Below are 25,680 nucleotides of genomic sequence, written 5' to 3'. Positions count from 1 at the left end.
AAAGTAAGAGCAGGAGAAAATGTCAAATTTAATGGAAAAATCGACCGCACTTTATCAAGAGTTGCCTTTATTTCAGGAAAAAATTCAGCAATTAGCTGCTGTCATGAAAGTGAATTTAGCGGATTATCAAATTGATCATTTAGCTTTAAGAGCAAATACTGAAGAAAAAGCAAAAAATTGGCTGACAGAGTTATTAAAGTGCGGTAGAATTTTAAGCGATAATATCGTCAATGGGCGTCCTATCTATTTGATTGAATTAGATGAGCCAGTTGATTTCATTGGTCAGCCTGTCGATGTTATTGAATTACCGTTTCCTAAAAATAAGCAATATCCCCAAGAAACTTGGGAACATATTGAAATTGTAATGCCGTTTTTATCTCATGAATCTGTTGAGGATTGGGTTAATCGAATTTGCAATACATTTTTATGGAAGGAACTAACTCAATTAACCATGAAGGTGAGCGAACCTAAGGTGGAAGGGGAGCAATTGCCTAATCCATCCATTGCAGTGAGTTTTGTTGATAAAACAGAAAATCACGTTTGCATAAAGGTTCATCCTTATACAATAAAGAAAATACTCGAGGTTTAGTGTAATGAAAAAAATTACCTTAGCATTAACTGTCTTATTAAGTTTAGGTTTATCAGCTTGTTCATCTCAATCACAAAAAGATGAAAGCGCTTATAAAGGTCAAGTTATCTTCACCGAATTCCAAGGTGATGATGTAAAATTAACCGTTCGTAAAAACGACTGCTCATACAAACAAGAAGGTGAAACAGAAGTTATCGTTCACAAATACGATTCAACTTTAGTAACCGGTGCTTGTGTGAAAGTATCTGACAACGGTCAAGGCGTGAAAAACGTTTCTACTTGGTCTCCAAGAAACCCAATCTAATTTATTTTTAGAAGGTTAGTTTTATGAAAAAAGTAACAGTAGCATTAGCACTTATGATGTCTATCGGCTTAACCGGTTGTGCAAACACTGATATTTTTAGCGGTGATGTGTATGAAGCTGGACAAGCAAAAGAAGCGCGTTCAATTAGCTATGGTACTATTGTTTCTGTTCGTCCTGTTAAAATCCAAGCGGATAATCCAGGTGTAATCGGTACAGTTGGTGGTGGTGCTTTAGGTGGTATCGCTGGTAGTACAATTGGCGGTGGCACTGGACAAGCAATTGCAACAGCAGTAGGAGCAATTGGTGGGGCGATTATTGGTAGCAAAGCTGAAGAGAAAATGAGCCAAGTTAATGGTGCAGAGCTTGTTATCAGAAAAGATAATAGAGAAGAGATCGTGGTGGTTCAAAAAGCGGATCCTAGCTTTAAAGCAGGTCGTCGCGTAAGAATCGTTGGCGGTTCATCATTAAATGTTTCTGTTATCAACTAACTTAAACGAAAAAATAGAAAAAAGCGAGCCATAATAAGGTTCGCTTTTTTTATGTTTTAAATCAAAAGAAAGTGCGGTTGTTTTTTGCTTGAAAGTCAAAAATATGATACAACTATCAACCGTTATTTCACATCAACAATAGGAAGCAAAATGTCAAATTTACAACAAGTTATTGAAGCTGCATTTGAAAAACGTGCGGAAATTACCCCTAAAACAGTTGATGCACAAACTCGTGCAGCAATCGAAGAAGTGATCGAAGGATTAGATAGCGGTAAATACCGTGTTGCAGAAAAGATTGATGGTGAATGGGTGACTCACCAATGGTTGAAAAAAGCAGTATTATTATCTTTCCGTATCAATGATAACCAAATCATTGATGGTGCAGAAACCAAATACTATGACAAAGTAGCATTAAAATTTGCTGACTATACCGAAGAGCGTTTTGCTCAAGAAGGTTTCCGTGTCGTACCTTCTGCAACCGTACGTAAAGGTGCATATATCTCTAAAAACTGTGTATTAATGCCATCTTATGTCAATATCGGTGCATACGTGGGTGAAGGTACCATGGTTGATACATGGGCAACTGTTGGTTCATGTGCGCAAATTGGTAAAAATGTACACTTATCTGGTGGTGTAGGCATCGGTGGTGTATTAGAGCCATTACAAGCAAACCCAACCATTATCGGCGATAACTGTTTTATCGGTGCACGTTCTGAAGTGGTTGAAGGCGTGATTGTTGAAGATGGTTGTGTGATCTCTATGGGCGTATTCATTGGTCAATCAACTAAAATCTATGATCGTGAAACGGGTGAAGTGTTCTACGGTCGCGTTCCTGCGGGTTCTGTGGTTGTTTCAGGTAGCCTTCCATCAAAATGTGGTAAATACAGCTTATACTGTGCAGTGATCGTGAAAAAAGTTGATGCAAAAACTTTAGGTAAAGTGGGTATCAATGAGTTATTACGTTCTATTGAAGAGTAATTAAAATCCCATAAAAAATGACCGCACTTGATAGATAAAGTGCGGTCATTTTATTTTCTAAATTAGCGAATTATTTTTTTCTTGCTAACATTGTGGCAAATTTTAATTTGATGCGATTGCCGTTTTCGTCGGTTTTATGTAATTCGCCCATATTTTCGTTATATTCTAAGAATTCCCAATCTTTATAATATTCTTTCAATTCACCTTCAGAGAATGTAAATGAGAATGGAAGTGGACAAGGTACTTCAGGCGTAGACATTGCTGCTACAATTAGATTATAACCGCCTGGGTTGGTGTGTTCTTGCATATTCTTAATAATGGCAGGAATTCGTTCACGATTTAAGAACATAAATACTACGGTTGATACAATAAAGTCGTAGTTTTCTTGAATATTGGCGGTATTAATATCATAAACTGCAGTCTTGATATTCAAGTTTTCTTTATCTTTGGTTTCGTTTAAGAAGGCAATGCTATTTTCGTTGTGATCCCACGAAGTCACATCATAACCTTTTAAACTTAAATAAAGGGAGTTACGACCTTGTCCACAGCCTAAATCTAACACTTTACAAGGTTTGATAATTTTAGCCGCATCAACCACATCACCGTGCGTTGCAGTCATGTTGTATTTTTTGCTGAAGTAGTCTTCTTTTTGGCAATAGAAACCAAGCGTACACTCTAAGTCATCAGAAAGGGCTTCAACTCGGTGCCAGGCTTGTGGCTCGACAAACGGAATGTTACTTTCAGGCGTGAAAATATGCTCAGCAATAACATCACCATCTTCAGTTAGCTCATAAAACTTAAGCTTACCTTTCAATACCGTAAGTTTGCCCCAAGTGCCCACTTTTGTATTGTGTTTTTCTTGGAACATTTTAGGTAGTTTATCTTTTGTCCAAACCGGCATTTGTTTATAGCAGATAAGTTCGTTTGTCATAATGAATTCCTTTTAATTGGCATGATAAATAACTGATTGATATGGTAGGGTATTTGATTCTATTTGGCAATAAAAAAGGCGACCGAAGTCGCCTAAATATTAAATTATTTTACTTGCATACCGGCAGTCACACCGCTATCAGCTGAAAGTAAGAATAAATCACTTTCACCTGTGCCTGCAGAAAGAATCATTCCTTCTGATACACCGAATTTCATTTTGCGAGGAGCTAGGTTTGCTACCACAATAACAAAACGACCTTCTAATTCTTCAGGTTTGTTGTAAGCCGCTTTAATGCCAGAGAACACTTGGCGAGTGTGGTCACCTAAATCTAATTCAAAACGTAAGAGTTTGTTTGATTCAGGTACAGCTTCGCATTTCAGCACTTTTGCTACACGCATATCAATTTTAGCAAAATCGTCAATGGTAATGGTATCAGCAATTGGTTCGACATTTGAAAGTGCGGTCGCTTTTGCCACTGTTTTTTCTGTCGCTTTGTTTGCTTCAGCGAAAAGTGCTTTAGTTTCTTCTACAACAGCATCAATTTGTTTTTTCTCTAAACGAGAGAAAAGTGCTTTAAATGGAGTAAGCTGATGACCTAATAATGGTTGTGCAATATTATTCCAAGTGAGTTCTGTTTGTAAAAACGCTTCTGCACGTTCAGCTAGTTTTGGAAGAACCGGTTTTAAGTAAGACATTAATACACGGAAAAGCTCGATACCCATTGAGCAAACTGCTTGTAATTCAGCCTCTTTGCCTTCTTCTTTTGCAATGACCCAAGGGGCTTTTTCATCAATATATTTATTGGCTTTATCAGTTAATGCCATGATTTCACGAATCGCTTTGTTGTATTCACGGCTTTCATAGTAAGCAGCAATTTGTTCAGCTTGTGCAGTGAATTCATTGGAAAGCGCTTCATCTTCTAATTTATCTGCTAATTTGCCTTCAAAACGTTTTGTGATAAAGCCCGCATTGCGAGAAGCTAAATTGACTAATTTATTCACGATATCTGTATTGACTCGTTGAACGAAATCCTCCAAATTGAAATCAAGATCTTCGATGCGATCGTTTAATTTCGCTGCGTAGTAGTAACGCAAACATTCTGGGTCAATGTGATTTAAATAGGTGCTGGCTTGGATAAATGTACCGCGTGATTTGGACATTTTTGCGCCATCTACGGTGACATAACCGTGAGCAAACACATTGGTTGGTTTGCGGAATTCGCTACCTTCTAACATTGCCGGCCAGAATAGACTGTGGAAATACACGATATCTTTACCGATAAAGTGATAAAGTTCTGCATCGCTGTTTTCGCCCCAGAATTCATTAAAATCAATGCCTTCACGATCGCAGAGATTTTTGAAAGAAGCCATGTAGCCGATTGGAGCATCTAGCCAAACATAGAAGAATTTATCTTTTGCACCTGGAATTTCAAAACCAAAATAAGGGGCATCACGAGAGATATCCCATTGTTGCAAACCACTTTCAAACCATTCTTGCATTTTGTTTGCAATTTCCGGTTGAAGTGAACCAGAGCGAGTCCATTCTTTTAACATCCCTTCAAAAGCAGGTAAGTCAAAGAAGAAGTGTTCAGATTCTTTGATGATTGGTGTTGCGCCTGATACAGCAGAACGTGGATTAATTAAATCCATCGGGCTATAAGTCGAAGCACAAACTTCGCAGTTATCACCGTATTGATCTTCAGCTTTACATTTTGGACAAGTCCCTTTGACGAAACGATCCGGTAAGAACATGTTCTTTTCAGGATCGAATAACTGAGAAATCACTTTCGTTTTAATGAAGCCTTTAGCTTTTAATTTATTGTAAATGTCCGCAGTGATTTGTTTATTTTCTTCACTGTGAGTAGAGTGATAGTTATCAAAACTGATATTAAAGCCTGCAAAATCACGTACGTGATCAGCTTTTGCTTTTGCGATTAATTCTTCTGGTGTAATGCCTAATTTATCAGCATTAAGCATGATTGGTGTGCCGTGCGCGTCATCAGCACAGACAAAATGAATTTTATTGCCACGCATACGTTGGAAACGCACCCAAATATCCGCTTGAATATGTTCTAACATATGGCCTAAATGAATGGCACCATTTGCATAAGGTAATGCACAAGTGACTAAAATTTTACGAGGTTGAGTTGTCATTATTTTTCTCTTATTCTTTTTGCAAAAATTGCGAGTATGTTACCCGATTAGTGTGATTTTTTCTAGTTTAGTTATACTTTTAGCTTAACATTTGAGGTGTAAAAGGGGTAGAATATCCCTGACAAATTTACTCTACTACCTACTACTATTAAAGGAATATTATGGCAACTGCTTTTTCTGAAAATTTAACGGCAGAACAACAATCTCAGGTTCTGCAACTTTTCCAACAATTTCAACACCCAACCTTACAAAAAGACTTAATCGAATTAAAGACTGTGAAGAAAGTTGAAAAAGGCGGTGACGTATTACGTATTGAATTACAATTGCCTTTTGCATGGAACACTGGCGTGGAGCAAGTGAAACAGCAGCTTTCTGATGCGTTATTAAAAGCAACAGATAGCAAAGAAATCAAATGGGTGGTGAATTATCAAATCGCAACGTTAAAACGTGCAAATAATCAACCGGCAGTAAAAGGTGTGAAGAACATCATTGCAGTGACTTCAGGTAAAGGTGGGGTAGGGAAATCATCAGTTTCGGTGAATCTTGCACTTGCTTTACAAGCTCAAGGTGCTCGTGTGGGGATCTTAGATGCAGATATTTACGGCCCATCTATTCCGCATATGCTAGGTGCGCCGCATCAACGCCCAACTTCACCGGATAACCAACATATCACCCCAATTAAAGCGTATGGTTTATCTGCCAACTCGATCGGTTTCTTAATGGATGAAGATAATGCAACCATTTGGCGTGGTCCTATGGCAAGTAGTGCATTAAGCCAGCTTTTAAATGAAACCTTATGGGACAGCTTGGATTACTTAGTAATCGATATGCCTCCTGGTACAGGTGATATCCAATTAACCCTTTCACAACAAATCCCTGTAACGGGTGCGGTAGTGGTCACAACACCACAAGATATTGCATTATTAGATGCGGTGAAAGGCGTGTCGATGTTTGAACGTGTATCTGTGCCAGTGTTAGGTATTGTGGAAAATATGTCTATGCATATTTGTAGCAATTGTGGTCATCACGAAGCGATTTTTGGTACCGGTGGTGCAGAAAAAATGGCACAAAAATACAATGTGAAAGTATTAGGTCAATTACCGTTGAATATCCAAGTTCGTCAAGATTTGGATGCGGGTAAACCAACCGTAGTTGCCGCACCAGACAGTGAAATCGCGAAATCTTTCTTAGATTTAGCGGAGAAAGTGTCAACTGAGCTTTACTGGCAAGGCTCTGTAATTCCAAGCGAGATTTTATTCCGCGAAGTGAAATAATCACAAAAACATCATAAAAATTAACCGCACTTTAGGTCATCCAAAGTGCGGTTATTTTTTTAGCTAAGTTTGCTTATTTCAAATGATCCGCATCATTTATTTTCTCAACGCAAAAACCGTTCTCATCGTCATAATGCACAACACTAATTGAGGTGTTAATGAGCGATACTGATTTATCTTCATCGCGGTGACTTTGCCACGTAGCACCGTTTAATAAGGCAAGCAATAAACGTAGAGTATGGCCATGCGACACAATGAGAATATTGCCTTGATTGTGGATCTTAATAATGTCGTGCAATGCTTTCATGGCACGCTTGCCCAGCTGTTCGAATGTTTCTCCACCATTTACTTGAGCTTTGTAATTGGCAGGATCTTTAATGAGTTGCTGGAATTCCGGATGTTCTCTTAAGGTATCAACAAGTTGACCTTCCCAAGAACCAAAATATTGTTCGTTTAAACCTTGGTGATGGAAAAGGGGAATATCTCGTTCACCAATAATATGAGAGGCTGTCGCGATGGTACGTTTTAATACGCTAGAGTAGGCCGCGACAAAAGGAATATGATTAAGTGCCACACCTGTTTTTTTCGCACCATTAACGCCTTCTTCTGTTAAAGGGGAATCACCATGACCTTGCATTAAACCTTCCGTATTCCAAACAGTTTTACCGTGGCGAATGAAATAAAAAGTCAGTTGTTTTTTCATTTTACATATCCATAAAAAACATTAAGGAAGCCGAAACTTCCTTAATCATAATTTTAACGAGAGTAATAACCTGCCATTGAACTATATACGGCATTTTCTGCTTGAATGATGTTGTATTTCGCATTCAAGATAGAAAGTTGAGAGCTTTTCTCTGTGTTTGCCGCAGCAAGCCATTCACGTAATTCAGATACACCAGCATTGTAACGATCACGATAGTATTTGGTGATACGTTGGTTATAGCTGTGTGTTTTTTGTAAGTTAGCAAAGGCACTTTGCGCTTGTGTATAGGCGAAGTAGTTGGTATCTACATCATTCAAAGCTTTAGTAATACTTTGCTCGTAGTTTAAACGTGCGGTTTCATAATCGGCTTCAGAGATTTTCACGTTCCATTTCACCGTATTCCAGTTGAGGAATGGTAGGCTAATGCCGATTAAGCCTGTACCCACAGGATTGTCCAATGCGTTACCGACTTTAGTACCACTTGATGTTAAGCTTCCACCTAAAGTGACTTCTGGGAACCAGCCTTTTTCAGTTGCTTTTGCATTTTTGAATGCACTGCTTAAGCGATATTGATAGCCTTTCACATCAGGACGATTCGCAATCACAGAAACAGGCACATTTAAATTCACACCCACATTTTTCACATTAAGAATGTGTGGGAAGTTGATATTTAATGCTTCTTCCGGTTTTAAGTTTAGTAAGTTACGTAAAGTTTGTTCCGCTGTTTTGCGTTGTGTTTGATAGTTGATCAAGTTGTTACGAGCGGTTAATACAGCTTGTTGTGATTGATCCACACTAGCACTGTCAGCGACACCTTGCGATAAACGACGTTGCATAATGCTGCTAATGTCGTTGTAGTATTTAATGGTTTCCTCAGTTGTGCTGATAGCGTCATTTAAATAAGCAATTTGATAATACGTTGTCACAACAGAGTTGATGAGTGAAAGTTTGGTTGCTTCTAAATCTTCAGCCGTTGCTTTGTGTGACCATTCTGCGGCATCTGCAGTATCCGCTAAGCGTTGCCATAAATCTAACGTATAACTCACATTTAATGCACCTTGATGGCTTACTGCTGAGCTGCCACCGGTTTTCACATTTTTACTTGCGGAAGATTGGGTTGAACCGCTAAATGCAGGAATTAAATTCGCGCCTGCAAGGTTTGCATTATATAGAGCGCGGTTTACGGCAACAGACGCTTTGGCTAAATCTTTGTTGTTAACTAATGCTTGTTCTACCACACGATTTAATTGTGAATCATTGTAAAGCGCCCACCAGTTTTCTTTTACATTAAATTGTTTGGTGATTTCCGCATAATTTTGGTAATCCTGCTGGCTCGCTTTATAAGAATCGCCGATGTTAGCACAACCTGCTAGAGCAGTTGCCATCGCGATTGCAAAGGTTAATTTTTTCATTTTTAACATGGATTTTTTCCTTTCTTTTTAATTAAAGTGCGGTCAAAAATTAGTGAGAATTTTAACCGCTCTTTTGTGTTTTACAAAATTTCTTTATTCTCTCGCAAGGGCGGTAATTGGATCTAATTGTGCCGCACGTTTTGCCGGCATATAACCGAAGATCACACCAATCAGGGTAGAGAATACCACTGCCGCAACAATTGAGCCGGTAGAGAATGCCATCGTAAAGTCAGTCATAAATACGTTAAATAGTAGACCGATTAACCCCGAAAGCAGAATACCCGTCACGCCGCCAATTAAACAAATCAACACCGCTTCAATCAAAAATTGTTGCAGAATATTGAATTGCCTTGCCCCAATAGCCATGCGTACACCAATTTCTTTGGTTCGCTCTGTCACGGAAACCAACATAATATTCATCACACCAATCCCACCAACGATTAATGAAATAAAGGCGATAGAGGAAATGAGTAATTTCATCGTGCCAGTTGTACTTTCAATGGTTTGTTTAATGGTATCACTATTCATGATGAAGAAATCTTTTTTACCATGACGCATGGTGAGTAATTCAGTAATCCCTTTTTCGGCGACAGTAGTATTCACGGAATCATCCACTTTAACGGTAATCGAACCAATTTTTTTACTGCCCGAAATACGATTCATCACGGTAGTGTAAGGCGCATAGAGATTAAGTGAACTACTTGCCCCACCCATTTGTTTATCAGATACCACGCCAATAATACGTAATGGACGTTTATTAAACATCACAATTTTGCCGATGGGATTTTCATCTGGGAAAATCGACTTTTTCGCACTTTCATCGATTAAGGCTACTTGGTTGTTATCAGCAACATCTTGAGCAGAAAATAAATTACCGGATTTTAGTTTTAAGCCATCTACATCAAAATATTGTTCGCCTACACCTTTTAAACTGGTCGAGGAGAAAGTTTGGTTGCCGTAAATCAATGTGCCACTTGATGAGCTATTTGGCGTGACGCTTTGTACGTAGCTTTGCTGATTTAAGGCTGTGGCATCATTAATCGTGAGATTCTGCATTTGTTCAGCACGACGATCACCAAAGCCTGTACCATTAAAAATGGTCATGGTATTTGTACCAATACCTTTGATATTCTCTAAGATTTTTTGCTGTGAACCATTTCCCAATGCCACGACGGAAACCACAGACGTAATCCCGATAATAATCCCGAGCATGGTTAAAAGAGAACGCATTTTGTGGGCAATAATCGCACTCACAGACATACGAAAGGCTTCTACAAATTGATCTTTGCTAAACCCAAAGTGCGGTTTAGATTTAGTTTGATTTTCGACCGCACTTTTTACCGCTTCTTTTTGTGTATCGCCAATGATTTCACCGTCTTTAATTTCAATCACGCGATTCGCACTGGCGGCAATTTCTCGGTCGTGGGTTACCATAATAATAGTGTGGCCTTCTGCGTGTAATTGACGCAGAATTTCCATCACATTTTGACCGCTTTGCGAATCCAATGCGCCAGTGGGTTCATCAGCTAAAATAATTTCACCACCGTTCATCAACGCACGCGCAATACTCACACGTTGTTGCTGACCACCGGAAAGCTGGCTTGGTTTATTTTGCCATTTATCGCCTAAGCCTAATTTTTCTAAAAGTTGTTTTGCACGAGAAAGACGTTTTTCTTGTGACATTCCCGCATAAATTGCAGGCAAAGCGACGTTCTCAGCGGCAGTTAAACTTGACAATAAGTTATAGCGTTGGAAAATAAAACCGAATTTTTGGCTACGTAAATCTGAAAGCTGATCTTTGCTTAATTCAATGGTTTCTTTACCATTGATTTTGTAAGAACCACTGGTTGCCGTATCCAAGCACCCGATGATGTTCATCAAGGTCGATTTGCCGGAACCTGATTGCCCAATAATCGCGACAAAATCGCCTTTTTCAATATTTAAAGAGACATTCTTTAAAATATGAACGCGATTTTCGCCTTCACCGAAGTAACGGTTGAGATCCTTAATTTCAATAATATTCATTAATTTTCTACCGCACTTTTAGAACATTCTTGGACCACGAGGCATAGAGCCTACTTTTTCACCATTGGCCACTTGTGACACGATAACTTTTTCACCTTCGTTTAAACCAGATTTGATTTCAGTTTGGAAATCATTTTGTACACCGGTTTCAACTTCACGCTGTTCAGGCTGATTTTTGTCATTCAATACATTGACAAAGCTTTTGCCATCACGTTTTTGAATAGCCATATTGGAAACCAATAACACATCTTTTGCATTGGCAATTTTGATGTTGTTTTCTGTCGTCATTCCGATGCGTAAAATTCGATCAGGATTATCAATCAGTACATTGGCATAATAGTAAATCGCACTGGTTGTGGAGCTGCTACTTGAACTTGTCGAAGATGATGTTGAAGAGCTATCACTTGTCGTAGTATTGGCTGGATCAACAGAATCAATGACGGAGTGATACACGGTTTGGCTATCTGATAAAATAGTAAAGCTGACTTCTTGGCCTGCCTTAACTTTAGTAATATCGCCCTCTGAAATTTCAGGCTTAATTTTCATTTTGCTTAAATCAGCAATAGTTACAATCGTTGGAGTCGTTTGGTTGGCATTAACGGTTTGACCTTCAGAAACGGGCACAGAAATGACAGTACCGTCCATTGGTGCGGTGATTTTGGTGTAACCCACATTGGTTTCTGCGGTATTCACTTCAATTTCAGCTTGTTTGATATTAGCTTCAATGGCTTCCATTTCAGCTTTCGCATTATCAAGGGTGCTTTTTGCGGTATTTACACTATCTAAAGACGTCGCTTTTTGCGAATAAAGTTTTGATAAGCGGTTATAACTTGAAAGGGCAACATCATAAGCGGTTTTCTTCGCTTTTAATTGAGCTTGGTAGCTAACTAATGCGGCCTTTTGGGTATTTAAGGTATTAATTTGGGTTGTGGAATCAATGTCTGCGATCATTTCGCCTTTTTTGATTTCTTGCCCTAATTTGACATAGAGTTTGGTAATTTTACCCGAAGCTTGGGCACCGACATCGACTTCATTCACGCTTTCAACTGAACCAGAGGCGACAACTGTTTTTTCCACATCGCCACGGGTAACGGATTCCGTCAGATAGGTGGTTTCTTGTTTGTTATTGCTTGAGAAAAAATAATAAGCTGCGCCAGCAGCAACGGCTAATCCAAGTAAAATAAAAAAGCGTTTTTTCATAAAGACTTTGTTATCCTAAATAAAAATGAACGTTTGTTCAGTAAAGAGGTATTCTAAAGGTAAACTTTTCAGTTTGCACGAAAAATCTTCAAGTTAGACCTAAAAATCCTAAAAAATTCAGTCTTAATTTAATGAAAGTGCGGTTAGTTTTGTGATCAAATTCACAACGCCAGACTTTTCGTATAGAATGGGGAAATTGTTTTCAATTTATTGAGAAATTTATGAGCAATACAGAACACACTCTAGAAAATGCGGAAAATACCCGCACACACAATTTCATTACTCAAATTATTGATGAAGATTTAGCTTCGGGTAAACACAAAAGTGTTCATACTCGTTTCCCACCTGAGCCAAATGGCTATTTGCATATTGGCCACGCAAAATCGATTTGCTTAAACTTCGGCTTGGCAAAAGAATATAACGGTTTATGTAACCTACGTTTTGACGATACCAACCCAGTAAAAGAAGACGTGGAATATGTGGATTCCATTAAAGCCGATGTGGAATGGTTAGGCTTTAAATGGGAAGGCGAACCGCGTTATGCGTCTGATTACTTCGATGCACTTTATGGCTATGCGATTGAGTTAATCGAAAAGGGGCTAGCGTATGTGGATGAACTTTCTCCAGATGAAATGCGTGAATATCGCGGTACATTAACTGAGCCAGGTAAAAACAGTCCATACCGTGATCGTAGTGTTGAAGAAAACCTCGCGTTATTCGAAAGAATGAAAAACGGTGAGTTTGCGGAAGGGACATTAAGTCTTCGTGCGAAAATCGACATGGCCTCACCATTTATGGTCATGCGTGATCCCGTGCTTTATCGTATTAAATTTGCGAGCCATCACCAAACCGGTGACAAATGGTGCATTTACCCAATGTACGATTTCACTCACTGTATCTCTGATGCGATTGAGCGTATTACACACTCTCTATGTACATTAGAATTCCAAGACAACCGTCGTTTATATGACTGGGTGTTAGAAAATATTAGTATTGAACGTCCATTACCGCATCAATATGAATTTTCACGTTTGAATTTAGAAGGTACATTAACATCTAAACGTAAATTATTGAAATTAGTGAATGATGGCATTGTAGATGGTTGGAACGATCCGCGTATGCCAACCATTTCAGGTTTACGTCGTCGCGGTTATACACCGGCTTCATTACGTGAGTTCTGCCGTCGTATCGGTGTGACTAAACAAGATAACGTTGTAGAGTATTCTGCACTTGAAGCCTGCATTCGTGAAGATTTAAACGAAAACGCACCACGCGCAATGGCGGTGATTGATCCTGTTCGCGTAGTGATCGAAAACTTTGAAGGCGAAGAAACCTTAACGGCACCAAATCACCCAAATCGTCCAGAATTAGGTGAGCGTCAATTACCATTTACGAAAGAGCTTTATATTGATCGCGCAGACTTCCGTGAAGAAGCAAATAAACAATATAAACGCTTAGTATTAGGTAAAGAAGTGCGTTTGCGTAATGCTTATGTGATTAAAGCTGAACGTGTAGAAAAAGATGCAAATGGTGAAATTACCACGATTTTCTGTACTTACGATCCTGAAACCTTAGGTAAAAATCCAGCGGATGGTCGCAAAGTGAAAGGGGTAATTCACTGGGTATCTGCAGTGCATAATCATCCGGCTGAGTTCCGTTTATATGAGCGTCTTTTCACCGTACCAAACCCAGGTGCAGCAGAAGAAATCGAAAGCGTGTTAAATCCAACCTCTTTAGTGGTGAAACACGGTTTTGTAGAACAAAGCCTTGCAAATGCAGAACCTGAAAAAGGTTATCAATTTGAGCGCGAAGGTTATTTCTGTGCGGATAACAAAGATAGCCGCCCAGAACACTTAGTGTTTAACTTAACCGTAAGCTTAAAAGAAGGCTTCTAATTCTAAACAACAAAGTGCGGTCAAAAATCACGTAAATTTTGACCGCACTTTTTTATTGGTTTCACTATGCAATTTGAATCTCATTTTTGGCAAAAAAAATCGCTCCTTGAAATGACGGAATCCGAATGGGAAGCCTTATGTGATGGCTGCGGGAAATGCTGTTATCGTAAATATATTCAAGGACGAGGCAAGCGTGAAAAACTCTACTATACGCGAATTGCTTGCAATCTATTAGATGTGGAAACAGGGAAGTGTCGTAATTATCCTGAACGTTTTAAAATTGAAAGTGATTGCACCAAATTAACCAAAAAGAATTTGCCTGATTTTGGGTGGTTGCCGAATACCTGTGCATATCGTTTATTGTATGAGGGGAAATCTTTGCCCAAATGGCATCCTTTAATCAGCGGCGATCCTAATTCAGTGAAAAATGCAGGTGTTTTAATTCAAGATGGCGTACATGAAGAAGATGTCATTGATTGGTTTGAATTTGTCATTGAAACTGAATAATTTAAATTTCGCTGTTTTTTTATTCTCTTTAAACTTTGTTTTTTGATTTAGGTCACAATTTGCAAGATTGGCAATTGTATTTCAATTGTGCTTACTTATAATACTTAATAAGTATTATATAGATGTATCATTCGTTGTATGCAAATGTCCTTATCACTTAAACAATCTGCTGAAAAACTTGGCATTTCGTTTTCCCATTATGATATTGATGGGCATTTGATTGATGCATCGCCAACCAGTATTGATTATTTTATCGAGCAGTTGCAATTTCCGCCAAATATTGGACAAAATCAGCCGTTCCAAAATGTCATATGTGCCTTTGAAAATGAACCCATTCATGATGATTTAATCGCGTTTTCTTCTCCTCCTGATGCTTCTTTGCGTTATCAATTGCTCGACGAGCAAAACCAAATTCAGTTTGAAAAAACAATTCCATATTCAACCGCACTTTCATTCATTGCCTGCTTTGCCTTTTATCTATTATCGTTTAATGCTTTTTGCCGCTCAAAAAACGAGAAAATACAATCGGTTGTAAATAATCAAGCTTGCAAAGCATAAAGGAGTATGTCATGACGAAATTAGTCGCTCAATCAGTAATTAATTCATTTTTTGATGGCAAACATGTCGATCCTTTTGCTGTATTAGGCATGCATGAAACTCACAATGGTATTGAGATTCGTGCTTTATTACCCGATGCAGATAAAGTCGAAGTGATTGACAAAGAAAGTCAATCCATCGTTGTTGAACTAGAAAAACTGGATGACCGCGGATTTTTTGCTGCTATTGTGCCAGAGATTCACCATTTCTTTACCTACCAATTAAAAGTGTATTGGGGCGTAGAAGCTCAAATTATTGAAGATCCGTACCGTTTCCATCCGATGATTAATGACTTGGATCAATGGCTATTGGCGGAAGGTTCGTTATTGCGTCCTTATGAAGTATTAGGTGCGCATTTTACTGAATGTGACAGTGTACCGGGCGTAAATTTCCGTGTATGGGCGCCAAATGCTAAGCGCGTTTCGTTGGTAGGTGATTTTAATTATTGGGACGGTCGTCGTCATCCAATGCGTTTCCATCCGGCAAGTGGGGTATGGGAATTATTCTTGCCAAAAGCTAGTCTGGGGCAACGCTATAAATTTGAATTGATTGATTGCAACGGCAACCTTCGTTTAAAAGCTGACCCTTATGCATTCAGATCGGAATTGCGCCCAGATACTGCATCAGAAATTAGTATGTTGCCGGATGTAGTCGAAATGACGGAGCAACGTCGTAAAGCGAATCAACGTAATCAACCTATCTCGATTTACGAAGTACATTTGGGCTCATGGCGTCGTAATTTAGAGAATAATTTCTGGCTTGATTACGACCAAATTGCCGATGAGCTTATTCCTTATGTAAAACATATGGGCTTTACCCATATTGAGTTTTTACCAATTTCCGAATTCCCATTCGATGGATCTTGGGGATATCAACCGATTGGTTTGTATTCTCCAACGAGTCGTTTTGGTACACCAGAAGGCTTTAAAGGCTTAGTCGAAAAAGCGCACAAAGCAGGTATTAATGTGATTTTAGACTGGGTACCGGGGCATTTCCCTAGTGATACACACGGTTTAGTGGCATTTGATGGTACAGCCTTATATGAACATGCTGACCCACGTGAAGGCTATCATCAAGACTGGAATACCTTAATTTATAACTATGGTCGTAATGAAGTAAGAAACTTCTTATCCAGTAATGCACTGTATTGGCTTGAACGATTTGGTGTTGATGGTATCCGTGTAGATGCGGTCGCATCAATGATTTATCGCGATTATAGCCGAGCTGAAGGCGAATGGATTCCGAATCAATATGGCGGTCGTGAAAACTTAGAAGCCATTGAATTCTTAAAACATACCAACTGGAAAATCCATTCTGAAGTGTCTGGCGCGATTTCGATTGCGGAAGAATCCACTTCTTTCGGTGGCGTAACCCATCCGACAGAAAACGGTGGTCTTGGATTTAATTTCAAATGGAACATGGGCTGGATGAATGACACCCTAAGTTATATGAAACTCGATCCCGTTTATCGTCGTTATCATCACGACAAAATGACCTTCGGGATGATTTATCAATACAGCGAAAACTTTGTATTACCGCTTTCTCATGATGAAGTCGTACACGGCAAATGTTCGTTACTCGGCAAAATGCCAGGCGATGCATGGCAAAAATTCGCTAACTTGCGTGCTTACTACGGTTATATGTGGGGTTATCCAGGCAAGAAATTATTATTCATGGGCAATGAATTTGCTCAAGGTCGCGAATGGAATTATGAAGAAAGTTTGGATTGGTTCTTACTTGACGAAAACCATGGTGGCTTATGGCATAAAGGCGTATTGCAATTAGTCAAAGATTTGAATGGAATTTATCAAAAAAATGCACCGCTCTTTGAATTAGACGGTGAACCGGAAGGCTTTGATTGGTTAGTGGTAGATGATGCAGAAAATTCAGTCTTTGCTTTTGAACGTAAAAGCAGTAATGGCGAACGCATTATTGTGATCAGTAACTTCACACCTGTGCCACGCGAAGGCTACCGTATCGGTGTAAATGTAGCGGGTGAATACGAAGAAATTTTGAATACTGACTCAATGTATTATCAAGGTTCAAACGTGGGTAATTTTGGCTTGGTAGAAAGCGAAGCGATCGCAAGTCACGGACGAGATAATTCGATTAGCGTGACCATTCCGCCACTCGCAACGATCTATTTGAAGTATAAAGCATAACAATAGTGAAGGGCACAATGTTTAATATTTATAACAATGGTAAACCTTCCCCAATCGGATATTCGCAAACGCTGGAAAACGGCCTAAAAATTTCGAATTTTGCGCTGTTTTCTAGTGCGGCGGATGGTGTTGAACTTTGCTTGTTCCGTGAGGGCAAAGAAAGCCGTTTTGCCATGAGCAGAACTGATGATATTTGGCATGTGGCAATTGAAGGCGTTGAGTTAAATGATGAGTATGCGTTCAGAATCACAGGCAAAAATGACCGCACTTTAGCCAATCCACAAAAGTTAATGCTTGATCCTTATGCGAAAGCAGTAAGCCATAAACCGGATTTAAGCTCACCAGAATCTCGTTCAATTTTCTTGTTAAATGATGAACGAGATAATGCCGCCGTTGCACCTAAAGGTCGTATTGTGGATGAGCATTTTGATTGGTCTGGGGATTGCAAGCCATCTATTCCTTGGGCTAAAACCATTGTGTATGAATTAAATGTTAAAGGATTTAGCCAATTAAATTCCCGTATTCCAGAAAATATCCGGGGCACTTATGCAGCTTTAGCACATCCTGAAAATATTGCGTACTTTAAATCATTGGGTATTACCAGCCTTGAATTGCTCCCAGTGAATTTCTTCATTGATGAACCACATTTACAAGAAAAAGGATTACGCAATTATTGGGGCTATAACCCATTAGCTATGTTTGCTTTAGAGCCAAGTTATGCGGCGGATCAAACACAACCATTGAACGAATTTAAAAGCATGGTGAAAGCCTTGCATCAAGTTGGTATCGAAGTGATTTTAGATGTGGTGTTTAACCATACGGCTGAATCCGAAAAATCATTTCCAACATTTTGCCAGCGTGGTATTGATGACAAAACCTATTACTGGCAAAACGAGCATGGTGATTACCTCAACTGGACGGGGTGCGGCAATATGCTCAATCTTGCTAACGACGTCACTCGCAAATGGGTATTAGATTGTTTACGTTACTGGGTAACAGAATGTCATGTGGATGGTTTCCGTTTTGATTTAGCCACGGTACTTGGTCGTGAAACGCCTGATTTCAATCCAAATGCAAAATTATTTGCGGAAATGGAACAGGATGATGTTCTACAACAAATTAAATTAATCGCAGAACCTTGGGATATAGGCCATTACGGTTACCAAGTTGGTTATTTCCCAGCCTATTTTTCTCAATGGAATGATCGTTTCCGTGATGATATGTGCCGTTTTTGGTTATGGCAAAGTGGTGAAGTGGGGGCTTTTGCAGAACGTTTTGCTGGCTCTAGCGATATTTTTAAACGAGAAGGAAGATTACCGCATGGTAGCTTGAACTTTATTACTGCTCATGATGGTTTTACGTTGCGAGATTTAGTGAGCTATAACCATAAACACAATGAAGCTAATGGTGAAGAGAACCGTGACGGACGCAATGAAAATTATAGCTACAATCATGGAATTGAAGGTTCTCAACTCGATTTAGCCGATGAATGGCAAAGTGCGGTCGAAAATAACCGTGTTTTATCAGAAAAAGGCTTGTTAGGCTCGTTACTATTATCAAATGGTGTACCGATGTTACTTGCTGGGGATGAGTTCGGTAACACCCAATATGGCAATAATAACGCCTATTGCCAAGATAACGAAATTACGTGGTTAAAGTGGAATGATTTTAACCAAACCTTATTTGACTTTACTAAGCAAACCATTGCATTACGAAAAAAAATTCAAAGTTTGCAACAGGAGGCTTGGTGGTCGGATGAAAATGTCGAGTGGTTGAATACTGGGGGAAACCCGATGACCCTAGACGATTGGCATAATCGGGAAAGCAAAGCCCTACAAGTCATGTTGGACGGCAAATATCTTTTCTTAATTAATGCAAAAACTGAACCGCAATCTTTTTATTTGCCAAAGGGTAAATGGAAAAAGATTGCCGAAACTGAAAATAGCGTGATTCAACAATGTGATGTGAGCGGTATAGCATTTGAAGTGTTGGAACATATGGATGATGAAAACGATGGAGTTTGTTATGAAAAGTGATCTTAATAAATATGAATTAGTTAAAGATACTTTAGTGCTTATTTTGGCTGGTGGTCGTGGTTCCCGTTTACATGAATTAACCGATAAACGTGCTAAACCTGCGTTATATTTTGGCGGTAATCGTCGGATTATTGATTTTGCGCTTTCCAACTGTATTAACTCAGGTCTGAATCGCATTGGGGTTGTGACCCAGTATGCCGCTCACTCTTTATTACGCCATTTACAAACAGGTTGGTCATTCTTACCTCAAGAACGTGGTGAATTCGTTGATATGTTACCTGCCCGTCAACAAATTGATGATTCTACGTGGTACCGTGGCACAGCGGATGCGGTGTATCAAAATATGGCGATTATCCGTAATCACTATCGTCCAAAATACATTTTGATTCTTGCCGGCGACCATATTTATAAACAAGATTACAGTGTCATGTTGATGGATCACGTGAGAAGTGGGGCAAAATGCACAGTAGGCTGTATTGAGGTACCACGTTCTGAAGCCAGTGAATTTGGTGTCATGGCGGTAAACGAAAACCTTAAAGTGAAAGCCTTCGTTGAAAAACCAAAAGATCCACCTGCCATGGTGGGTAAACCGGATACGTCGCTAGCCTCTATGGGGATCTACGTGTTTGATGCTGAGTATCTCTATAAAATGCTAGATAGAGAAGTGAACACACCTTGCACATCTCATGACTTTGGTAAAGATGTCTTGCCAAAATGCTTAGAAGAAGGCGTGCTTTATGCGCATCCATTCAGCCGTTCTTGTATGGGGCGTAACACTGAAGGTGAAATTTATTGGCGTGATGTAGGGACACTCGATAGCTTCTGGCAAGCAAATATTGATTTAGTTTCAGAGCATCCACAATTAGATCTTTACGATCAAAGTTGGCCAATTCGTGGTAATCCAGTACAGGCTTATCCGTCTAAATTTTTCTATAAAAAACCGAATATTAAACCGGTAGATAATTCGCTTATTGGTGGGGGCTGTGTCATTACAGATGCATCTATTAGTAATTCTGTATTGTTTGATAGAGTCAAAATTGATGAAGGCTCTTCTGTTGATCACAGTGTCGTGTTACCGCAAGTACAAATTGGTAAAAATTGTACATTGAAAGATTGTATTATTGATCGCCATTGTATTATTCCAGATGGCATGGAAATCGGTGTGGACAAAGCCCTTGATAGTAAACGCTTCCGTGTGAGTTCTACCGGTAAAGTCGTACTTGTAACCTCAACAATGTTGAAAAAACTGCAAGGTGAAGAAGTCACTAACGAAGAACATTTGGATTAAAGTGCGGTCAATTTTGACAGTATTTTAAGTGAAGTAAAAAGATTGTGCTGTTATCAATGACAGCACAATTTTAAGTATAAAAGGAAAATTATGAGAGTTTTACATGTTTGCTCGGAGCTGTATCCCTTACTCAAAACTGGCGGACTTGCCGATGTTTTAGGGGCATTGCCTTTTGCACAAAAAGAAATTGGTATTGATGCACGTATTTTGTTGCCGGCTTATCCAAAAATTTCAGCTGGCATTGAGAATACGCATGTCGTCACAGAATTTGATAATTTTGCTGGTCATGTTGTATTGCGTTATGGCGAATACAATGGCGTAGGGATTTATCTGATTGATGCACCACATCTCTATTGGCGGGAAGGGAATCCTTATCATGATACCGATTACAACGATTATGCTGATAACTATAAACGCTTTGCTTTATTAGGCTGGGTGGGAGCCGAGCTTGCGACAGGCTTAGATAGTTGGTGGCGAGCTGAAGTGATTCATGCCCACGATTGGCATGCGGGCTTAGCCGCCGCTTATCTCTTCAATAAAGGCCGTCCAGCAAAATCGGTATTTACGATTCATAACTTGGCTTATCAGGGACAATTCGCTCATCGCCATTTACATGAAATTGGATTGCCGGAAGGTATGTTCCATGTTGATGGTTTAGAGTTATTTGGCCAAATTTCATATTTGAAAGCAGGTCTCTATTATTCTGATATGGTGACAGCTGTGAGTCCAACTTATGCGAAAGAAATCACGACACCAGATTTTGCTTATGGCTTGCAAGGCTTGCTAACAGGTTTACGTGAGGCAGGTAAGTTGGTGGGGATTTTAAATGGTGTAGATCAAGAAATTTGGCATCCAAGTTGTGATGCGTATATTCAGCATCACTACAAATTAAAATCCATCGCAGGCAAGAAGAAAAATAAAGCTGATTTACAAGCTTACTTCAATTTACCACAACAACCTGATGCACTCTTATTTGTGATGGTGACTCGCTTAACCGAACAAAAAGGCGTAGATTTACTGATTTCCACAGCGGATGAAATTGTTAAACAAGGTGGTCAATTAACCATTCTCGGTTCTGGTGCAAAACATTTGGAAGAGGGTATTTGCCAATTAGCACAACGTTACCCAGAAAATATTGCAGTAAAAATTGGCTATGATGAAGCACTTTCACATTTAATGGTTGCCGGTGGTGATGTCATTTTAGTACCAAGTCGCTTTGAACCTTGTGGATTAACTCAACTATATGGTTTGCAATATGGCACATTGCCGCTTGTTCGTGCAACGGGAGGATTAGCAGATACTGTCACGAACAGTACAAGTGAAAGCATTAAAGCGCGTACTGCAACAGGTTTTGTATTCCAAAAAGCCGAAGCAGATGATTTACGAAGTGCTATCCAGCATGCCTTTGCCTTGTGGCAAAAACAACGTGTTTGGGCGATGGTTCGTAATAATGCCATGGCACAGGACTTTAGTTGGAAAAATGCAGCCACTCAATATGAGCAGCTCTATTTAAGCATTTTAAACTCATAATTCAATGGATTGACTCCCTCTTCGAAATAATCGCCTTTGAAGGGGGAATTTTTGTTGTTTTTTTCGTAAAAAAGCTTAAAATTTGCGCGATTTTTTTATTGAGGTTTTATTTTCTATGATCATGGACAATTTTGATTCGCCATTTCTCTACAATCGACCAAGTCTTGATGTTGAAGGCGTGAAAAAAGCAATTGTTTATAAATTAATTTTCTTAATTGGTCGTTCACCAAAAGAGGCGAGTCAACGCGACTGGCTAAATGCGACCCTTCATGCGGTACGTGATTTAGTGACTGAAGGCTGGATTACCACCGCTCGTCAATCTCGTGCAGAAGAAACTCGTCGTGTTTATTACCTTTCTATGGAATTCTTAATCGGCCGTACACTTTCTAATGCAATGATCGCAGAAGGTGTTTATGACGTGGCAGAAAAAGCCCTGGCTGAATTAAATGTTAATTTAGAAGAGATTATTGAAAAAGAAGTGGATCCTGGTTTAGGTAATGGGGGGTTAGGTCGCCTTGCTGCTTGCTTTATGGATTCATTGGCAACATTAGCCATTCCTGCGATGGGTTATGGTATTCGTTATGAATACGGTATGTTCCGCCAAAAAATTGAAAATGGTCAACAGGTTGAACGTCCAGATGATTGGTTGGAAAAAGGTGCACCTTGGGAATTTATGCGTCCATCAAAACGTTTCAGTATTGATTTTGGTGGTCATATCTATTTTGAAGATAAAAAATGTATCTGGAATCCGGCTGAAAAAGTGACCGCACTTGCATACGATCAAATGATCCCAGGCTATAAGAATGATTCGGCATCGACCTTACGTTTATGGTCTGCTCATGGTGGAGAGTTATTTGATTTAGCTGAATTTAACCGTGGTGATCATTTAGCAGCGGTGGCAACGCGTTCCGCTAACCAAAACCTTTCTCGCGTACTTTATCCAGATGATTCTACCTGGAATGGTCGTGAGTTACGTTTACGTCAAGAGTACTTCTTGGTATCTGCATCTTTGCAAGATATTCTACGTCGCCATTTAAGAACTCACGGTACATTGGATAATCTTGCAGATAAAGTGGCAATTCACTTGAATGATACCCACCCAGCATTAGCCATTCCTGAGTTGATGCGTATTTTAATCGATTTACACGGTTACTCATGGCAAAACGCTTGGGATGTGACTCGTCGAATCTTCTCTTATACTTGCCATACGTTAATGTCAGAAGCATTAGAAACCTGGCCGGTAGAAATGATGGCGAAGATCTTACCTCGTCACTTACAAATGATTTTTGAAATTAATGATCATTTCCTTGAATATGTGAAAACGTATGTCACGACTGATATGGATTTTATCCGTCGCGTTTCACTTATCGAAGAAGGATATCAACGTAAAGTGCGCATGGGATGGTTGTCTGTTGTGGGTTCGCATAAAGTGAACGGTGTTGCGGCAATTCACTCAGATCTTATGGTGACATCAACCTTTGCTGATTTTGCTCGCATCTACCCAGAACGTTTTACTAACGTAACAAACGGTGTGACACCACGTCGTTGGCTTGCTGTAGCAAACCCGAAATTAGCGGCTTTATTTGATCAATATATTGGTTCTGAATGGCGTTGCGATTTAAGCCAAATTGAAAAACTTAAAGCGTTTGCAGATAAAGGTGAATTTAAGCGTGCAGTTGCGGATATTAAATACGATAACAAAGTGAAATTAGCACAATATGTGAAGAAAACACTTGATATCGATTTAGATCCACATGCTTTATTTGATGTACAAGTAAAACGTATTCACGAATACAAACGTCAAATGCTTAATGTGTTACACATTATTGCTCGTTACAACGAAATGTTGGCTCACCCAGAAAAAGATTGGCAGCCACGCGTATTTATTTTAGCGGGTAAAGCGGCTTCGGCTTACTATGCGGCAAAACAAACCATTCGTTTAATTAACGATGTAGCGAATGTCATCAATAACGATGAGCGCTTAAAAGGTCGTTTAAAAGTTGTATTTATCCCGAATTATAGCGTAAGTCTTGCACAATTAATCATTCCAGCGGCAGATATTTCTGAGCAAATATCTCTTGCAGGAACAGAAGCATCAGGTACCAGTAACATGAAGTTTGCCTTAAATGGTGCGTTAACATTGGGTACGCTTGATGGAGCGAACGTTGAGATTTTAGATAATGTCGGTGAAGACCACATCTTTATCTTTGGTAATACGGTTGAACAAGTGGAAGCGTTACGTCGCGAAGGTTATCGTCCGTTTGATTATTATCAAAATGACGAGCAATTACGTGAAGTTATTGACCAAATTATCCGTGGTGATTTCTCGCCGGAAGAACCGAACCGTTATCACTCTCTCATTCAAGGTTTACAATACCACGATTATTATCAATCTTTTGCTGATTTCCGCAGTTATGTGGAAGCGCAAAAAGCAGTAGATAAAAAATATCAAGATCGTGACGTATGGATAGCAAGTACCATTCAAAATATGGTGAACATGGGCTTCTTCTCATCAGACCGTACAATTCTTGAATATGCGAAAAATATCTGGAAAATTGAACCGTTAAAACTCGAGAAGTAAGTTCTTTTCCACTCATAGAAAACCCTGTCGGATTATTTCCACAGGGTTTCTTTTTATGCTAAAATCCACCGTCAAATTTATTGTTCATTCAGATTAGGAAAAAGTATGAAAGTTTTAGAAGGTGCGGTAGCTGCGCCAAATGCTAAAATCGCAGTGGTGATTGCCCGTTTTAACAGTTTTATTAATGAAAGTTTATTAGAAGGTGCGGTAGATGCATTAAAACGTATCGGCCAAGTGAAAGATGAGAATATTACTATCGTTCGTGCACCAGGTGCCTATGAACTTCCATTAGTAGCACGTCGTTTAGCTGAAAGCAAAAAATTTGATGCAATCGTGGCATTGGGTACGGTAATCCGTGGTGGTACAGCTCACTTTGAATATGTAGCGGGTGAAGCAAGTAGCGGTTTAGGTCAAGTAGCAATGCAAGCTGAAATTCCAGTAGCATTCGGTGTTTTAACAACTGAAAACATTGAACAAGCTATCGAGCGTGCAGGTACTAAAGCAGGTAATAAAGGTGCAGAAGCAGCATTAACTGCACTTGAAATGGTAAATCTTTTACAACAAATTGATGCGGCATAATTCAAATGACAGAGAAAAAAGAACCTGTAAAAAAAGTATCGCCACGTCGTAGAGCGAGAGAATGTGCAGTCCAAGCATTATATTCTTGGGCGCTCTCTGGTAACGCACCAGAACAAGTGGAACTCACTTTTGTGGTGGATCAAGATTTAAAAGGTGTGGATAAACCTTATTTTAGCCGCCTTTTCCGTCAAACTGTAGCGAATGTAGAAGCCGTTGATTTTTCAATGAGCCATTATTTAGATCGTACATTGGATGAATTAGATCCGATTGAAAAAGCGATTTTACGTTTAGCGGTTTATGAACTTCAATTTGAGCCAGATGTGCCGTATAAAGTGGCGATTAACGAGGCAATTGAAGTGGCGAAAGTGTTTGGTGCAGATGAAAGCCATAAATACATTAACGGTGTATTGGATAAAGTCGCTCCTGCATTAGGTCGCAAATAATTATT

21 protein-coding genes are annotated in these 25,680 nt (G+C 39.4%); 15 read left to right on the top strand and 6 right to left on the bottom strand.

Annotated features, from left to right (window positions below; genetic code table 11):
• Positions 1 to 19 precede the first annotated feature (19 nt).
• From INP93_RS07970 to dapD, 4 genes are all read left to right on the top strand, one after another.
• Positions 20 to 589, top strand: a complete 570-nt coding sequence (locus tag INP93_RS07970) for a VOC family protein (protein ID WP_049366949.1) — start codon at positions 20 to 22, stop codon at positions 587 to 589.
• Between the two features lie 4 nt (positions 590 to 593).
• A complete protein-coding gene (locus INP93_RS07965) occupies positions 594 to 893 on the top strand; it encodes a hypothetical protein (protein WP_005695975.1) in 300 nt (99 codons plus the stop codon).
• Between the two features lie 23 nt (positions 894 to 916).
• Positions 917 to 1,381, top strand: a complete 465-nt coding sequence (locus INP93_RS07960) for an outer membrane lipoprotein (protein ID WP_049365852.1) — start codon at positions 917 to 919, stop codon at positions 1,379 to 1,381.
• A 150-nt stretch (positions 1,382 to 1,531) separates the two neighbouring features.
• Positions 1,532 to 2,359 (top strand): 2,3,4,5-tetrahydropyridine-2,6-dicarboxylate N-succinyltransferase, encoded by an 828-nt coding sequence (dapD, locus tag INP93_RS07955; protein WP_005695977.1) that lies wholly within the window; start codon positions 1,532 to 1,534, stop codon positions 2,357 to 2,359.
• A 70-nt stretch (positions 2,360 to 2,429) separates the two neighbouring features.
• Here the strand turns inward: dapD and tehB are convergent, their stop codons facing one another.
• Complete coding sequence (gene tehB, locus INP93_RS07950) at positions 2,430 to 3,290, bottom strand: SAM-dependent methyltransferase TehB (protein ID WP_197544610.1); 861 nt, start codon at positions 3,288 to 3,290, stop codon at positions 2,430 to 2,432.
• A gap of 104 nt (positions 3,291 to 3,394) precedes the next feature.
• The gene (gene metG / locus INP93_RS07945; RefSeq protein WP_197544609.1) at positions 3,395 to 5,443 is read right to left on the bottom strand and encodes a methionine--tRNA ligase; all 2,049 of its coding nucleotides are present in this window, start codon (positions 5,441 to 5,443) and stop codon (positions 3,395 to 3,397) included.
• 161 nt (positions 5,444 to 5,604) lie between these two features.
• On the opposite strand from metG, the gene apbC reads away from it, so the two are divergent.
• Positions 5,605 to 6,717, top strand: coding sequence for an iron-sulfur cluster carrier protein ApbC (apbC, locus tag INP93_RS07940; RefSeq protein ID WP_197544608.1), 1,113 nt, complete (start codon positions 5,605 to 5,607; stop codon positions 6,715 to 6,717).
• A gap of 73 nt (positions 6,718 to 6,790) precedes the next feature.
• Here apbC and INP93_RS07935 read toward each other — a convergent pair whose 3' ends face one another.
• The 4 genes from INP93_RS07935 to INP93_RS07920 all read right to left on the bottom strand — a co-directional run bounded on the left by INP93_RS07935 (position 6,791) and on the right by INP93_RS07920 (position 12,057).
• Positions 6,791 to 7,420: a histidine phosphatase family protein gene (locus INP93_RS07935; RefSeq protein ID WP_197544607.1), complete on the bottom strand. Its 630-nt coding sequence runs from the start codon at positions 7,418 to 7,420 to the stop codon at positions 6,791 to 6,793.
• Between the two features lie 53 nt (positions 7,421 to 7,473).
• Positions 7,474 to 8,841 (bottom strand): toxin/drug exporter TdeA, encoded by a 1,368-nt coding sequence (tdeA, locus tag INP93_RS07930; protein ID WP_197544606.1) that lies wholly within the window; start codon positions 8,839 to 8,841, stop codon positions 7,474 to 7,476.
• A gap of 84 nt (positions 8,842 to 8,925) precedes the next feature.
• Entirely contained in the window at positions 8,926 to 10,857 is a 1,932-nt protein-coding gene (locus INP93_RS07925; RefSeq protein WP_197544605.1) for a MacB family efflux pump subunit, read from the bottom strand.
• Positions 10,858 to 10,875: 18 nt separating this feature from the next.
• Positions 10,876 to 12,057 (bottom strand): efflux RND transporter periplasmic adaptor subunit, encoded by a 1,182-nt coding sequence (locus INP93_RS07920; protein WP_197544604.1) that lies wholly within the window; start codon positions 12,055 to 12,057, stop codon positions 10,876 to 10,878.
• A gap of 221 nt (positions 12,058 to 12,278) precedes the next feature.
• Between INP93_RS07920 and glnS the strand changes: the two genes are divergently transcribed.
• The 10 genes from glnS (at position 12,279) to nusB (ending at position 25,675) form a co-directional block, all read left to right on the top strand.
• Positions 12,279 to 13,952: a glutamine--tRNA ligase gene (gene glnS / locus INP93_RS07915; RefSeq protein WP_049365844.1), complete on the top strand. Its 1,674-nt coding sequence runs from the start codon at positions 12,279 to 12,281 to the stop codon at positions 13,950 to 13,952.
• 66 nt (positions 13,953 to 14,018) lie between these two features.
• The gene (locus INP93_RS07910; RefSeq protein ID WP_065244775.1) at positions 14,019 to 14,459 is read left to right on the top strand and encodes a YcgN family cysteine cluster protein; all 441 of its coding nucleotides are present in this window, start codon (positions 14,019 to 14,021) and stop codon (positions 14,457 to 14,459) included.
• A 144-nt stretch (positions 14,460 to 14,603) separates the two neighbouring features.
• Positions 14,604 to 15,017, top strand: a complete 414-nt coding sequence (locus INP93_RS07905) for a 4-alpha-glucanotransferase (protein WP_232087606.1) — start codon at positions 14,604 to 14,606, stop codon at positions 15,015 to 15,017.
• An 11-nt stretch (positions 15,018 to 15,028) separates the two neighbouring features.
• The gene (gene glgB / locus INP93_RS07900; protein ID WP_197544603.1) at positions 15,029 to 17,218 is read left to right on the top strand and encodes a 1,4-alpha-glucan branching protein GlgB; all 2,190 of its coding nucleotides are present in this window, start codon (positions 15,029 to 15,031) and stop codon (positions 17,216 to 17,218) included.
• A 17-nt stretch (positions 17,219 to 17,235) separates the two neighbouring features.
• Positions 17,236 to 19,254, top strand: coding sequence for a glycogen debranching protein GlgX (gene glgX, locus INP93_RS07895; protein ID WP_197544602.1), 2,019 nt, complete (start codon positions 17,236 to 17,238; stop codon positions 19,252 to 19,254).
• Entirely contained in the window at positions 19,244 to 20,542 is a 1,299-nt protein-coding gene (gene glgC / locus INP93_RS07890; RefSeq protein ID WP_197544601.1) for a glucose-1-phosphate adenylyltransferase, read from the top strand. The genes glgX and glgC overlap by 11 nt, the downstream gene beginning before the upstream one ends.
• 90 nt (positions 20,543 to 20,632) lie before the next feature.
• Complete coding sequence (glgA, locus tag INP93_RS07885) at positions 20,633 to 22,072, top strand: glycogen synthase GlgA (RefSeq protein WP_197544600.1); 1,440 nt, start codon at positions 20,633 to 20,635, stop codon at positions 22,070 to 22,072.
• A gap of 115 nt (positions 22,073 to 22,187) precedes the next feature.
• Positions 22,188 to 24,653, top strand: a complete 2,466-nt coding sequence (locus INP93_RS07880) for a glycogen/starch/alpha-glucan phosphorylase (protein ID WP_070592181.1) — start codon at positions 22,188 to 22,190, stop codon at positions 24,651 to 24,653.
• Positions 24,654 to 24,758: 105 nt separating this feature from the next.
• Positions 24,759 to 25,232, top strand: a complete 474-nt coding sequence (ribH, locus tag INP93_RS07875) for a 6,7-dimethyl-8-ribityllumazine synthase (RefSeq protein WP_005695997.1) — start codon at positions 24,759 to 24,761, stop codon at positions 25,230 to 25,232.
• Positions 25,233 to 25,237: 5 nt separating this feature from the next.
• The gene (gene nusB, locus INP93_RS07870; RefSeq protein ID WP_049364133.1) at positions 25,238 to 25,675 is read left to right on the top strand and encodes a transcription antitermination factor NusB; all 438 of its coding nucleotides are present in this window, start codon (positions 25,238 to 25,240) and stop codon (positions 25,673 to 25,675) included.
• The last annotated feature ends 5 nt before the right edge of the window (positions 25,676 to 25,680 follow it).

This window comes from Haemophilus parainfluenzae, from assembly GCF_014931415.1.
Lineage (GTDB): Bacteria > Pseudomonadota > Gammaproteobacteria > Enterobacterales > Pasteurellaceae > Haemophilus_D > Haemophilus_D parainfluenzae_AF.
The sequence above is the reverse complement of the archived record's forward strand: the minus strand, read 5'-3'. Positions and strand labels throughout refer to the sequence as shown.